Origin of the sequence: Rhodopseudomonas sp., assembly GCF_036404135.1 — a bacterium.
GTDB lineage: Bacteria > Pseudomonadota > Alphaproteobacteria > Rhizobiales > Xanthobacteraceae > Rhodopseudomonas_A.
Genome location: NZ_DASWPE010000032.1, coordinates 1 through 13,578 on the forward strand (window position 1 = coordinate 1; position 13,578 = coordinate 13,578).

At 65.8% G+C, this 13,578-nt stretch carries 9 protein-coding genes and 1 riboswitch; of the genes, 4 read left to right on the forward strand and 5 right to left on the reverse strand.

The window, feature by feature from the left end; genetic code table 11:
- Positions 1-231 precede the first annotated feature (231 nt).
- From VGC77_RS03870 to VGC77_RS03880, 3 genes are read right to left on the reverse strand one after another with little or no spacing between them, the layout of a single operon-like run.
- Positions 232-1,176: a prephenate/arogenate dehydrogenase family protein gene (locus tag VGC77_RS03870; protein WP_331170252.1), complete on the reverse strand. Its 945-nt coding sequence runs from the start codon at positions 1,174-1,176 to the stop codon at positions 232-234.
- Positions 1,173-2,270, reverse strand: coding sequence for a histidinol-phosphate transaminase (gene hisC / locus VGC77_RS03875; protein WP_331170253.1), 1,098 nt, complete (start codon positions 2,268-2,270; stop codon positions 1,173-1,175). Before hisC ends, VGC77_RS03870 begins: the two co-directional genes overlap by 4 nt.
- 27 nt (positions 2,271-2,297) lie before the next feature.
- Positions 2,298-3,149, reverse strand: coding sequence for a chorismate mutase (locus VGC77_RS03880; RefSeq protein ID WP_331170254.1), 852 nt, complete (start codon positions 3,147-3,149; stop codon positions 2,298-2,300).
- A 201-nt stretch (positions 3,150-3,350) separates the two neighbouring features.
- A riboswitch (SAM riboswitch) is annotated at positions 3,351-3,430 on the forward strand.
- Positions 3,431-3,509: 79 nt separating this feature from the next.
- Between VGC77_RS03880 and metX the strand changes: the two genes are divergently transcribed.
- Entirely contained in the window at positions 3,510-4,712 is a 1,203-nt protein-coding gene (gene metX / locus VGC77_RS03885; RefSeq protein ID WP_331170255.1) for a homoserine O-acetyltransferase MetX, read from the forward strand.
- 1 nt (position 4,713) lies between these two features.
- Entirely contained in the window at positions 4,714-5,409 is a 696-nt protein-coding gene (gene metW, locus VGC77_RS03890; protein WP_331170256.1) for a methionine biosynthesis protein MetW, read from the forward strand.
- Between the two features lie 217 nt (positions 5,410-5,626).
- Here metW and VGC77_RS03895 read toward each other — a convergent pair whose 3' ends face one another.
- Positions 5,627-6,490: an alpha/beta hydrolase gene (locus VGC77_RS03895; RefSeq protein WP_331170257.1), complete on the reverse strand. Its 864-nt coding sequence runs from the start codon at positions 6,488-6,490 to the stop codon at positions 5,627-5,629.
- A 261-nt stretch (positions 6,491-6,751) separates the two neighbouring features.
- On the opposite strand from VGC77_RS03895, the gene VGC77_RS03900 reads away from it, so the two are divergent.
- Positions 6,752-7,417 (forward strand): TIGR02594 family protein, encoded by a 666-nt coding sequence (locus tag VGC77_RS03900; protein WP_414709605.1) that lies wholly within the window; start codon positions 6,752-6,754, stop codon positions 7,415-7,417.
- Positions 7,418-7,828: 411 nt separating this feature from the next.
- Positions 7,829-10,468, forward strand: a complete 2,640-nt coding sequence (gene clpB / locus VGC77_RS03905) for an ATP-dependent chaperone ClpB (protein WP_331170259.1) — start codon at positions 7,829-7,831, stop codon at positions 10,466-10,468.
- A gap of 415 nt (positions 10,469-10,883) precedes the next feature.
- On the opposite strand, the gene VGC77_RS03910 is transcribed toward clpB, so the two are convergent.
- A complete protein-coding gene (locus VGC77_RS03910; protein ID WP_331170260.1) occupies positions 10,884-12,956 on the reverse strand; it encodes a M23 family metallopeptidase in 2,073 nt (690 codons plus the stop codon).
- Between the last annotated feature and the right edge of the window lie 622 nt (positions 12,957-13,578).

The following is a 13,578-nucleotide window of genomic DNA, read 5'->3' on the forward strand; positions in this document are numbered from 1 at the left end:
GAGAAAGAATCGCGACAACGCTACCCCCGCGCCGCGCGGCGCGCCTCCCCCCTCATTTCGGTGAGGGGCACTGCGCAAAGCTCGGGCGCTCAGCGTCGCGAGATCGCGAGCGGCTATCCCGAACGCATCGTGGCTGTTTGATATTCGAATCCGGGATCGCAGCGGCGTCCGGCATCGCCGTCGCCCCCGCCCCATAAGGGGGAGGGGAGCAGGTAGAATCCGCAGCCGCGCTTACTCCGCCGCCTTCTTGGCCAGCGCCGCCTTCGGCCGGCCGAAGTCGGGCAAGGCTTCGTCCTGGCCGATGTCGACGATGCCGCGGCGGATGGTGCGGGTGCGGGCGAAATGCTCGTACAGCGCGTCGCCGTCGCCGCGGCGGATCGCGCGGGTCAGTTTCGACAGATCCTCCTGGAATTCGCCGAGCATTTCCAAGACCGCATCCTTGTTGTTCAGGAACACGTCGCGCCACATCGTTGGGTCGGAGGCCGCGATGCGGGTGAAATCGCGAAAGCCGCCGGCGGAAAACTTCAGCACCTCCGAGCGCGTCACCCCTTCGAGCTCCTCGGCTGTGCCTACAATTGTGTAGGCGATCAGATGCGGCAGATGGCTGGTCACCGCCAGCACCAGATCGTGGTGTTCGGCGGCCATCACTTCGACATTGGCGCCGAGCGCGCTCCAGAATGCGGCGAGCTTCTCCACCGCCTTGGGATCGGCGCCCTCGGGCGGCGTCAGGATGCACCAGCGGTTGATGAACAGTTCGGCGAAGCCGGAATCCGGCCCCGAATTCTCGGTGCCGGCGACCGGATGCGCCGGGACGAAATGCACATCGGCCGGCAGATGTTCGGCCATTGCGCGGACCACAGCGGCTTTCACTGATCCGACGTCGGAGACGATCGCGCCGGGCGAAAGATGCGGCGCGATCTCCTTGGCGACCTCGGCGGAGGCGCCGACCGGGATGCACAGGATGACGAGGTCGGCGTCCTTCACCGCCTCGGCATTGCTCTCGAACACCCGATCGACGATGCCGAGTTCGGCGACCCGCGCCCGGGTCGCCGCCGAGCGCGCGGTGGCGACGATCTCGGAGGCAAGACCCTGCGCGCGGGCGCCGCGCGCGATCGAACCGCCGATCAGCCCGAAGCCGATCAGCGCCAGCCGTTTGAACGGCGGCGTGGCGATCATGGCTGCGCCATGAAGGCGGCGACCGCCTCGACCACCAGCCGATTGGCCTCCTCGGTGCCGATGGTCATGCGCAGCGCATCCGGCAGGCCGTAATTGTTCAGCGCGCGCAGCACCAGGCCGCGCTTGGTCAGGAACGCGTCGGCCTCGGCCGCGGTCTTGCCCTTGGTGGTCGGGAAATGCACCAGCACGAAGTTGCAGACGCTCGGCGTCACGATCAGGCCGAGCTTGGTGAATTCCTCGGTTAGCCAGTTGCGCCAGGTGTCGGTGTGCGCCCGCGACATCTCGACATGCGCGGTATCCTGGATCGCCGCGACCGCGGCGAGCTGCGCCGGGACCGAGGTGTTGAACGGCCCGCGGATCCGGTTCATCGCGTCGACGATGTTGGGCGGGCCGAACATCCAGCCGATGCGCAGCGCGGCAAGGCCATGGATCTTGGAAAAGGTGCGGGTGACGACGGTGTTGTCCGTGGTCGAGACCAACTCGATGCCGGTCTCGTAATCGTTCTTCGAAACGTAGTCGGCATAGGCGCCGTCGAGCACCAGGATGACGTGCTCGGGCAGGCCCGCGCGCAGCCGCTTCACCTCGTCGAACGGAACGTAGGTGCCGGTCGGGTTGTTCGGATTGGCGAGCCACACCAGCTTGGTCCGCGGCGATACCTTGGCCAGGATGGCGTCGACGTCGCAGGTCAGGTCCTTCTCCTCGGCGACCACCAGCTTGGCGCCGTTCGCCATGGTGGCGATCGGGTAGACCAGAAAGCCGTAGGTGGTGGCGATCGCCTCGTCGCCGGGCGCGAGATAGGTGTGCGCCAAGAGGTTGAGCAATTCGTCGGAGCCGGCGCCGCAGATGATGCGGTCGGGATCGAGCCCGTAGGCGCGGCCGATCGCCTCGCGCAGCACCCGCGAGGTGCCCTCCGGGTAATCCTCCAGATGATCCGCCGCGTCCTTGTACGCCGCGATCGCGTGCGGCGACGGGCCGAACGGGGTCTCGTTGGCGGACAGCTTGAACACCTTGCGGCCGGGTTCGGCGACCGGGCTCTTGCCGGGGGTGTAGGGCGCAATATCGAGAATGCCGGGATTCGGCACGGGGCGGGACATCTTGGACTCCAGATGATGGACGCGGGATCAGGTTTTCGGCGCGCCGGTCGGGGGCACCATATAGCGGGTTGCATGGCTGCCGACGAGAGCCGAGGAGCGCAGCGAAGCGCCGGCATCGATCAGCGCCGCTTTCACGGTGTCGAGGCGGGTGCCGCCGGTGATCGACACCAGCAGCGCGGCGCCGTCGAAGGCGGTATCCGGCACCGCGACGATTTCCGCGAGCGGCGACAGCGCCCGGGCGATTTCGGCGTTCCAGCCGGATACCCGCACGCTCCACATCTCGACCTCGGTGACCATTGCGCTATCGGCGACGCGCGACACCACGAACACCGGCAAGGCGGCGGGATGGTCGGCGCGCTCGATGAACGGCAGCCTTGCGATGATCTTCGGTGCGCCGGGGGTTTCCAGCGCCACCCACCACGGCGTGCGGCTCGAGGTCGCCGACACCAGTGCCAGGTCGCCCTTCGAGCGCGATACCCCTTCGACCGCGGCGGAAGCGGAAAAATGCGGCACGAACGGTACGGTGAAGCCGAAATGGAAGCGCGCGGAATCCCGCATCGCGGATTCGCCGAGCGACAGGTCGGCATGCACCGCAAACGGCGCCTGCACATAGGTAAAGGTGGCGATGATCACCCGCCAGATGCTCTCCACGGTATCGAGCGGCAGGATGCCGTGGTGGCGCTGCACCAGCCGGCGCATCATGTCGGCCTCGCGCGCCGGGCGGAACGCGGAGCCGACCTCCTGGGTCTGCTTCACCGAGATCAGCCGGTCGATGATGTCGGCGCGCTGCATCAACAGGTTGTGAACCTGTTCGTCGATGCCATCGATTTCGCGACGCAGATCCGCCAGCGACGGCGGCGAGGGGGGCAAAGTGGACATTGTTGAGACCTTCGCACGGGGACGCGCGACGCGCTCCCGCCAAGCATCCCGGTTCGGTCACGGCGGACCGCCGGGCAAGAGGCATTGCTTAAGGTATGACCGGCTGCGAACGCAAAGAAAAGCTTAAGGCTTGGATGTCACACAGAAAGCCGGCCATTCCGCGCTATGTCTTGACGAAAGACCCGTTTGGGATTAATATCTTAGCTCGTCCGTGGTGATTTGAGCCGGCCGGCTTGCAGCCACGTTAAACAACTCGCTAAACAGGCCGGGGACAGTTGGATCCCGGCCGAACATTGTTCAGGCCGGGTTTTTTTATGGGCCTCTCGATGTGTCTGGGAACCGTGAGGAGACGGTCTCAAGATGATGAAGGTGCAGTCGATCCACGGCCAGGCGGCGCACGCCGAGGAGCGCGCCCACGAGGCCGACCATCCGTCGTCGCAGCTCGCGGTATTCGGCGCCGATCAGCCGCTGGCGCTCGACTGCGGCATCGACCTCGCGCCGTTCCAGATCGCCTACCAGACCTATGGCGAGCTCAACGCGGACAAATCCAACGCCATCCTGGTCTGCCACGCGTTGACCGGCGACCAGCACGTCGCCAACATCCATCCGGTGACCGGCAAGCCAGGCTGGTGGCAGACCGTGGTCGGCCCCGGCAAGCCGCTCGACCCCGAGCGGTTCTTTATCATCTGTTCGAACGTGATCGGCAGCTGCATGGGCTCGACCGGCCCGTCCTCCACCAACCCCTTAACCGGCAAGCCGTGGGGGCTGGATTTCCCGATCATCACCATTCCCGACATGGTGCGGGCGCAGGCGATGCTGATCGACCGGCTCGGTATCGAGCGGCTGTTCTGCGTGGTCGGCGGCTCGATGGGCGGCATGCAGACGCTGCAATGGACCGTGGCCTACCCGAAGCGGGTGGCCTCGGCGCTGGCGATCGCCTGCTCGACGCGGCATTCGGCGCAGAACATCGCCTTCCACGAGCTCGGCCGCCAGGCGGTGATGGCCGATCCGGAATGGCACCACGGCCGCTATTTCGAGGAAGGCACCTATCCGCACCGCGGGCTCGGCGTGGCGCGGATGGCCGCGCACATCACTTATCTGTCCGACGCCGCCTTGCATCGCAAGTTCGGCCGCAGGATGCAGGATCGCGAGCTGCCGACGTTTTCGTTCGACGCCGATTTCCAGGTCGAAAGCTATCTGCGCTATCAGGGCTCGTCCTTCGTCGAGCGGTTCGACGCCAACAGCTATCTGTATCTGACCCGGGCGATGGACTATTTCGACATCGCCGCCGACCATGACGGGGTGCTGGCGGAAGCGTTTCGCGACACCACGACGCGGTTCTGCGTGGTGTCGTTCACCTCGGACTGGCTGTTTCCGACCTCGGAATCCCGCAACGTCGTGCATGCGCTGAATGCCGGCGGTGCGCGGGTGTCGTTCGCGGAGATCGAGACCGATCGCGGCCACGACGCCTTCCTGCTCGACGTGCCGGAATTCATCGATATCGCCCGCGCCTTCCTGCAATCGGCGGGCGTCGCGCACGGGCTGGTCGCGAAGGGCAATTGACATGTCGGCTCAGGAATCTCTGCCCTTCATCACGCCGCAGCCGCCGCATCCCTTGAAATGCTACCGCGCCGATCACGTGCTGGTCGCCGAGATGGTCGAGACCGGCTCCAAGGTGCTCGACGTCGGCTGCGGCGAGGGCGATCTGTTGCAACTGCTGGAAAGCCGCGGCATCGACGGCCGCGGCATCGAATTGTCGCGCGAGGGGGTCAACCGCTGCGTCTCGCGCGGGCTTGCCGTGGTGCAGGGCGACGCCGACACCGACCTCGTCAACTATCCGGACGACGCCTTCGACTATGTGATCCTGTCGCAGACCCTGCAGGCCACAAGGCAGCCGCGCGCGGTGCTGGAAAATCTGCTGCGGATCGGCCGCCGCGCCATCGTCTCGTTTCCGAATTTCGGCTATCTCAACATGCGGCTGCAATTGTTGATCCACGGTCAGATGCCGCGCACCGAGAATCTGCCGGCGACCTGGTACGACACGCCGAACATCCACTTCTGCACCATCAAGGATTTCGTGCTGCTGTGCCACGAGATCAACGTCAAGATGGAGCGCGCGGTGGCGCTCGACCAGCACGGCAGGCCGCTGCGGCTGAACGCACCGTGGTGGTTCTGGAACCTGTTCGGCGAGCAGGGCGTGTTCCTGCTCAGCCGCGCGGAGAAGAAGCTGCCGGTGTCGGTTGGAGAGCGCGTTCGCTGAGGCGACGCTGCTTCCCCCACCCCAGCCCTCCCCCGCAAGCGGGAGAGGGGCAGGCCGTGCTGGCGGAGAAGCAAACAGCAGCGATCAGCGTCGTTATTTTCAACGTTCGAGGTCATCCCCGAGGCCTCTGCATCGGAACCGCGCTCCCTCTCCCGCTTGCGGGGGAGGGCGGGGTGGGGGTGCCACGCAGCAAGCCCATCATTCTGCTCGCGCTGCGCTACTCCCTCACCGAGCGCGGATCGCGCGGGCCCCAGCGCCCGGCTTCGGCGAGCGCCAGAAATTTCTCCAGCGTCGCGTTGAACAGCGCGGGCTCTTCCAGATTGAGCGCGTGGCCGGATTTCGGAAACATCGCCAACCCTGAGCTGGCGATCCGGCGCTTCAGGAACAGGCTCGGTTCGATGCAGGCGTCATCCTCGTCGCCGACCATGATCAAGGTCGGCAGCGTCAGCGCGCTGATCGCATCGGCAAACGCCGACAACGGCGGCCGCGCGCCTTGGAAATTGCGCATGGTGCGCGCGGAGCCGTTGGCGTCGTGCTCGCCGAGCGCGTCGTGGAAGTCGCGAAAGCCGCGCGGATCCTTCACCAGAAACGGAATTCGTGCCGGCGTCAGGCCGGCGAGCTTGGTGATTTCGGAGGCGCCGCCGCGCTCGAACTCGTCGGCCTCGGCGCGGCACCGTGCGCGATAATCGTCGAGCCGCTCGGCCTCGAAGCCGGAGCCGATCCCGGACAGCGTCAATGACAGCACGCGCGACGGTACGCTAAGCGCGACTTGCAGCGCCGAATAGGCGCCCATCGATGAGCCCACGAAATGCGCCGCCGCGATCCGCAGATGGTCGAGGATCGCGATCGCGTCGTCGCGCATATGTTGGTAGTCGTAGTCGGCGTCGTTGTCCGGCACATGCGACGGCGTATAGCCGCGTGCGGAATAGGTGATGCAGCGATGGCCGCGCGCGAAATAGCGCATTTGCGGCTCGAAGCTCGCGTAGTCGGCGGCGAATTCGTGCAGCAACAGCAGCGGCGTGCCGTCGCCGGCTTCCTCGTAATACAACTGCACATGGTCCTTGGTGGTGGCGAAGGGCATCGCGATTCCTTTGACGTAATCGCGCGATGATGCGCGCTGACGTTGAAATCATAGCTATTCCGCGAGCTCTGCGCATCCATTGGTTAATCGGAATTCGTCTTCGAATCGTGCGCGATAGCGGAGTCAATGGGCCGATGGTTCACGAATTCATGCAATTTCAGGTCTTGATCTCGCCACATCCCGAAATGCAAGAGGCGCCCTCGTTGTCCGGCCGCCGGATTTGGTCGGATGGAATTGGGGGTGTTGATGAGGACATCTGGTATGGTTGCGTTCGTTGCGTTTCGTCGTTGCTTTCGTCTTTCTGCTGTTGCGTTGTTTATCGCGGCGATCACCGCCATCGCGAGCCCGGCCTCGGCCCGCTCGCATCACGGCGGCGCCCGGCACGCTCACCCGCATCACGCCGTCGAGCGGCATCATCATTTCACCCGGCACCATCGCGTGCGACACCTCGGCCGGCATCTGCGCCGCGCGGCGTCGTCGTTCGCCGCGCCACAGTCGACGCAGTCCGGCTCCGGCTTTGCGGATAGCAACGCCGTGGCGAGCGAGCCGCCGAGCGTCGGCAACGGCTTCGGGCTGTCCAACATCGTCGCCACCGCGCGCAGCTACATCGGTGGCGGCAATCCGACCGGCCGTAGCAGCCTGTGGTGTGCGCGCTTCATGAACATGGTGCTGCAGCGCTCCGGCCATTCCGGCACCGGCTCCGACATGGCGCGCTCGTTTGCCAGCTACGGTCAGCGGATCTCCGGCCCGCAGGTCGGCGCCATCGCGGTGATGTCGCGCGGCCGCCGCGGCGGCCATGTCGGCGTGGTCAGCGGCATCGACGGCCACGGCAACCCGATCGTGGTGTCGGGCAATCATGGCCACCGCGTCGCCGAGGCCGCCTATCCGCGCAGCCGGATCTACGCCTATGTGATGCCGGCGAGCTGAGGGCGCGGCCGCTCTCGCTACGTTGAGGTTGATAGGAATGGTGCGGCCTGTTTCCCCTCGCCCCGCTTGCGGGGAGAGGGTGGCGAGACAAGCGGAGCTTGGCGCGCCGGGTGAGGGGGCGCCGCGTGATGCCGAGAGCCGATCCGGTGCTCGCCGAGTCGACCTTTCCCGCAGGCGGGAATAGGTGAAGTCCGTGCCCGGACTACGCCGCTGCCGAAGCTCGCGGGCTGACGAAATTGTGAGGGAACCCCTTTCGCAGCTCGGAATCCCTTCCCACATTGGTTGCAAGCCGGCCGTTCGAGCCGGCGAGCCACCGCCGCCGGCTGAGCCAATCAGCGCGGCCGGCGCAACCCAATGAAGATGCCGCAAGCGTGCTTTCGGGGCGCGACGGCAGGCTGAGGGACATCGCAAATGAACATTGAAAAATACACCGAACGGGTGCGCGGCTTCATTCAGTCGGCGCAATCGCTGGCGGTCCGTGAGAGGCACCAGCAGTTCTCCCCGCTGCACATTCTGAAAGTGTTGCTGGATGACTCAGAAGGCCTCGCCGGCGGCCTGATCGACCGCTCCGGCGGCAATTCGCGCGCTATCCTCAAGGCCACCGAAGACGCGCTGAACAAGATGCCGAAGGTGTCGGGTGCCGGCGCCGGCCAGGTCTATCTGGCTCCGGACACCGCGCGCGCTTTTGAGGCCGCCGAGCAGGCCGCTGAAAAAGCCGGCGACAGCTTCGTCACCGTGGAGCGGCTGCTGCTGGCTCTGGCGCTCGACAGGGATTCCGAGGCCGGGGCGCTGTTGAAAAAGGGCGGCGTCACGCCGCAGAACCTCAACGCCGCGATCAACAGCTTACGTAAGGGCCGCACCGCGGATTCCGCCACGGCGGAAAACGCCTATGACGCGCTGAAGAAATACGCCCGCGACCTCACGCAGAACGCCCGCGACGGCAAGCTCGATCCGGTGATCGGTCGCGACGAGGAAATCCGCCGCACCATTCAAGTTCTGTCGCGGCGGACCAAGAACAACCCGGTGCTGATCGGCGAGCCCGGCGTCGGCAAGACCGCGATCGTCGAAGGCCTCGCCTTGCGCATTCTCAACGGCGACGTGCCGGAGAGCCTGAAAGACAAGAAGCTGTTGTCGCTCGATCTCGGCGCGCTGATTGCGGGCGCGAAATATCGCGGCGAGTTCGAGGAGCGGCTGAAGGCGGTGCTCGCCGAGGTCACCTCGGCGGAAGGCGGCATCATCCTGTTCATCGACGAAATGCACACGCTGATCGGCGCCGGCAAGGCCGACGGCGCGATGGACGCCTCCAACCTGCTGAAGCCGGCGCTGGCGCGCGGCGAATTGCACTGCATCGGCGCCACCACGCTCGACGAATATCGCAAGCATGTGGAAAAGGACGCCGCCTTGGCGCGCCGGTTCCAGCCGATCTTCGTCAGCGAGCCGACGGTGGAGGACACCATCTCGATCCTGCGCGGCTTGAAGGACAAATACGAACAGCATCACGGCGTCCGCATCGCTGACTCCGCGCTGGTGGCGGCGACCACGCTGTCGAACCGCTACATCACCGATCGTTTCCTGCCCGACAAGGCGATCGACCTGATGGACGAGGCCGCGGCAAGGCTGAAGATGCAGGTCGATTCCAAGCCGGAAGAGCTGGATTCGATGGACCGCGAAATCATCCGGCTGAAAATCGAGCAGGAAGCGCTGAAGAAGGAGAGCGATCCGGGCTCGAAGAGCCGGTTGCAGACCTTGTCCGGCGAACTCGCCGACCTCGAAGAGAAGTCCACCGCTTTGACCGCGCGCTGGAGCGCGGAGAAGAACAAGCTGTCGAACGCGCAGAAGCTCAAAAGCGAACTCGACGCGTTGCGGATCGAACTCGCCGACGCGCAGCGCCGCGGCGAGTATCAGCGCGCCGGCGAACTGGCCTATGGCCGGATTCCGGAGCTGGAACGCAAGCTCGCCGAGATCGAAGCCAACGCCGGCAACAGCGAAATGATGGAGGAGGCGGTCACCGCCAACCACATCGCGCAAGTGGTGTCGCGCTGGACCGGGGTGCCGGTCGAGAAGATGCTGGAGGGCGAAAAGGACAAGCTCTTGCGGATGGAGCAAAGCCTCGGCAAGCGGGTGATCGGCCAGTTCGAGGCGGTGCATGCGGTGGCGACCGCGGTGCGGCGCTCCCGCGCCGGGCTGCAGGACCCCAACCGGCCGATGGGCTCGTTCATGTTCCTGGGCCCCACCGGCGTCGGCAAGACCGAGCTGACCAAAGCCTTGGCGGAGTATCTGTTCGACGACGAGACCGCGATGGTCCGGCTCGACATGTCCGAATACATGGAGAAGCATTCGGTCTCGCGGCTGATCGGCGCGCCTCCGGGCTATGTCGGCTATGACGAGGGCGGCGCGCTCACCGAAGCGGTGCGGCGCAGGCCGTATCAGGTGGTGCTGTTCGACGAGATCGAAAAAGCCCATCCCGACGTGTTCAACGTGCTGCTGCAGGTGCTCGACGACGGTCGTCTCACCGACGGGCAGGGCCGCACGGTGGATTTCCGCAATACGCTGATCGTGATGACGTCGAATCTCGGCAGCGAATTTTTGGTCAACCAGCCGGAGGGCGAGGATACCGAAGCGGTGCGCGAGCCGGTGATGGCGGCGGTGCGGGCGCATTTCCGTCCGGAATTCCTCAACCGGGTCGACGAGATCATCCTGTTCCACCGGCTGCAGAAGAGCGAGATGGGGCGGATCGTCGAGATCCAGTTCAGCCGGCTGGAGAAGCTGTTGCACGAGCGCAAGATCGTGCTCGAGCTCGACGCCGCAGCGCGCGATTGGCTGGCCGAAAAGGGCTGGGATCCGGCCTATGGCGCAAGGCCGTTGAAGCGGGTGATCCAGCGCCAGGTGCAGGATCCGCTGGCCGAAATGATCCTTGACGGCTCGGTGAAGGACGGCGACCACGTCGTGATCTCCACCGAAGGCGGCGTGCTGACCTTTAACGGCAGGCCGCCGCACACCGCCGACATCGCGCCGTTCGAGCGGCCGCTGTCGAAGCGGATGCTGAACTAGAGCTATTCCGGTTCTGAAAGAATCAGAACCGGAGTTCTAGATTGTTATTTTGACGCGTTTTCTTCACGCGAACCGGGATCCACTTCGCTCGAAAACGGTATAAGCGGCTTTGCGCAAGATCCGCGCGGCGGCGTCGACTCGCGCCGGGGCATGGTTTCCCGACCCTCTCCCGCTTGCGGGGGAGGGAGCGCGCTGCCGATGGCGAACGGATTTTGGTCTACCGGATTCGATGGAAGCGACCGTGTCGCGGGTTTCGATCGAAGCCGAAGCGCCGCTGCTTGAATTTGTCTTCCTGAAATGATCCGCGGCGCCCGCTGCAGCGGAAACCGGCTTCCTCTCCCGCTTGCGGGGGAGGGTTGGGGTGGGGGTGATAGGGTGAAAGCGCCGCGTCGTGCGCCGCGCCGCCGAGCAAGGCTCAGCGCGTGCTGACCGGACGCGGCTGCGCCTGTGCGCTCTGGTTGCGCGGCGTCGCGCCGAGATCTTCCGACACCCGGCCGTTGCGGCTGTTCATCATGGCGTCGAGCCGGTCGCGTTCCTTCTCGAAGCTCGCCATCAGCGGGCCTTCCAGCGAGCGGCCGCGCGGCAGCTTGACCCGCATCGGGTCGACGAAGCGGCCGTTGACCAGGATTTCGTAGTGCACATGGGCGCCGGTCGACAGCCCGGTCGAGCCGACGAAGCCGATCACCTGGCCCTGCCGCACCCGCTTGCCGGGCTCCAGCCCCTTGGCGAAGGCCGACATGTGGCCGTAGGCGGTCTCGTAGCCGTTGTTGTGCTTGAGCCGGACGTATTTGCCGTAGCCGCCTTCCCAGCCGGCCTTCTCGACGACGCCGTTGCCGGAGGCGAAGATCGGCGTGCCGTAGGGCGTGGCCCAGTCGACGCCGGTATGCATCTTGACGTAGCCGAGCACCGGATGCCGCCGTCCGCCGAAGCCGGAGCGCATGATCGCCTGGTTGACCGGCTTGCGCACCAGGAATTTCTTCGCGCTCTTGCCGGCCTCGTCATAGAAATCCACCACCGAATCGTCGGGGGTCTGGAAGCGGTAGTATTTCTTGGTCTCGCCGCCGACGGTGAGGGCGGCATACAGCACGTCGTTCTTTTCGGTGATGGTCGAGCCTTCGTCCTCGCCGGCGAAGAACACCTCGAACGAATCGCCGGCCTGCACCCGGCGCTGGAAATCGACGTCGTAAGAGTAGATCCGGACCATGTCCTCGATCACGGTGGGCGGCACCTTGTTGCGTAGCGCGGTCTCGTAGATGCTCTGATACAGCCGCACGCCGGTGCCGTCGTCCTCGTCGTCGTCGCTGCTGTCGGGCACCTCGGCGACGGTGTTCATACTCTGCACGTCGACCGCGACGTATTGGCCAAGATCGGACAGCGCCGCCACCGCCTCGATGGTGGAATCGCTCGCCACCACCACGCGATAGGGCTGCAGCCGCTGTCCGGGGCCGGCCGGCGCCATCAGGATGCGGATCTTCTGACCTTCCTTCAGCCCGCCGTCGCGGCCGCGCGGGCCGAGCGTGGCGGCGATCGCCCGGGTTTCCTCCGGCGTGGCGCCCTGATCGCGCAGGATGGTGGCGATGCTATCGTTCTTCTTGACGATGTGGATCCGCTCGTTGGTCGGGTTGCCGCCGGTCGCCTGCTCCTTGGTCTTGGGCAGCAGCGTGACGTTCTCCGGCACCACCCGGGTCTCGAAGCCGGCATAGGGATCGGCGGCGACGTTGCCCTCGGTGGCGTAGGCCATCTTGATGTCGGACTGCGGCGCGCCGGGGTCGCCGGTGGCGCTGGCCATGGTGTAGCGGACGCCGCTTTGGCCGCGCCAGTTCGAAGCATCGCGCACCCGCATCAGCACCTCGTCGATCGCCACCACGGCGGCGACCTTGGCCTTCGGCAGCACCGGGCCGAGATCGCGGGTGACGAACGACACCTCGGCATCCGGCTCGACGGCGTCGGGATTCTGCGCGTCCTCGGCGGCGGCGGGCGTTGCCGCGCCGACGTCGGTCAGCATGCGCTGGGCGTTGAACGGCGGCACCTTGGCGGACAGCTCGCTGGTGGTCAGCGCCAGATTGCCGGCGATGCGAATGAACGGCCGCACCCGCATCACGTCGCGGTTGCCGATCCGGGTCACCGTGGAGACCCGGACCACGTGCCGCGCCGCGGCGGAATCGCTCGGCGGCGGCAGCCGGTCGCTCTTGTGCAGGCTGGCGCTGCGATCATTGGCGCCGAACGCGCCGCGCAGCGCGCCTTCGACCCGCTCCGGCACTTTCGCAAACGTCATCTCGCCGTCGAGCGACGCGAAAACGGCGCCGCCGATCAAGGCTGCGCCGCACAGGCCGGTGAGAATCGTGCCGCTGAACCACTGCACCGAGACGCGACGGCGATCGATCACCGCGGCTTCGGATCCATCGACGGAAAGCGGCGGCTCGTGGCCGAGGTCGATGATCTCGGCCTCACGCCCATAGCTGCGCGCGCGTGTCGTCCTGTGGCTCAAACCGCGGTCCCCCACCGTTCCGTCCTTGCTGCGGCAGTCCTACCGCGGCCGCGCGCGCCCCGCGAGGGGCAATCGTGCCGCGATGTCTGTCGCACGACCGTCGGCCAACCGCCGGTCACCACCAAGACCCCCATGTGCCGACCGCGGCCAAAACGCCCGGCGAGATCGGTGAGCCTGGATGTCATGGCGAGCAAGATCCCCAACGCGCGAAATCTTGCGACCGCCGAAGCCGGCCGGCCAAAGATTCTTTACCTGTCCGTGCTGGAGAACGCTGCAGGATTGTGGCTTGAGTGCGGCTGAGGCCCTGAAAACTCAGGACTTCTTAGGTTCCCACAGGATGCGACGTTTTCTTGACGATGAGCGTTGACAACTCCGAGGGGGCGGGCTTATAAACCAACCACTGAGCGCGGCGGCGCCTTGGCCTTCGGGCCGCGGCGAGCTTCCGTGCCTCTGAAGCTCCTCATTCAGGTGAGTGACTTTGAGCAGCCGAGAGTTATCGGTTGCGATTTGTCGTCGGATGAGGGTATACGACGCTCCCTTGGTTGGGGGTGCTGCTTCCTCCGGGAAGTGACATGGTCTCTTCGGAGATCGCTTCCTTCGGGGAGTGTTAGCTTCCTTCGGG

Coding starts and splice junctions, on each gene's coding strand:
- VGC77_RS03870 (WP_331170252.1), bottom strand. CDS start 1,176: ATGATCGCCACGCCGCCGTTCAAACGGCTGGCGCTGATCGGCTTCGGG.
- hisC (WP_331170253.1), bottom strand. CDS start 2,270: ATGTCCCGCCCCGTGCCGAATCCCGGCATTCTCGATATTGCGCCCTAC.
- VGC77_RS03880 (WP_331170254.1), bottom strand. CDS start 3,149: ATGTCCACTTTGCCCCCCTCGCCGCCGTCGCTGGCGGATCTGCGTCGC.
- metX (WP_331170255.1), top strand. CDS start 3,510: ATGATGAAGGTGCAGTCGATCCACGGCCAGGCGGCGCACGCCGAGGAG.
- metW (WP_331170256.1), top strand. CDS start 4,714: ATGTCGGCTCAGGAATCTCTGCCCTTCATCACGCCGCAGCCGCCGCAT.
- VGC77_RS03895 (WP_331170257.1), bottom strand. CDS start 6,490: ATGCCCTTCGCCACCACCAAGGACCATGTGCAGTTGTATTACGAGGAA.
- VGC77_RS03900 (WP_414709605.1), top strand. CDS start 6,752: ATGGTTGCGTTCGTTGCGTTTCGTCGTTGCTTTCGTCTTTCTGCTGTT.
- clpB (WP_331170259.1), top strand. CDS start 7,829: ATGAACATTGAAAAATACACCGAACGGGTGCGCGGCTTCATTCAGTCG.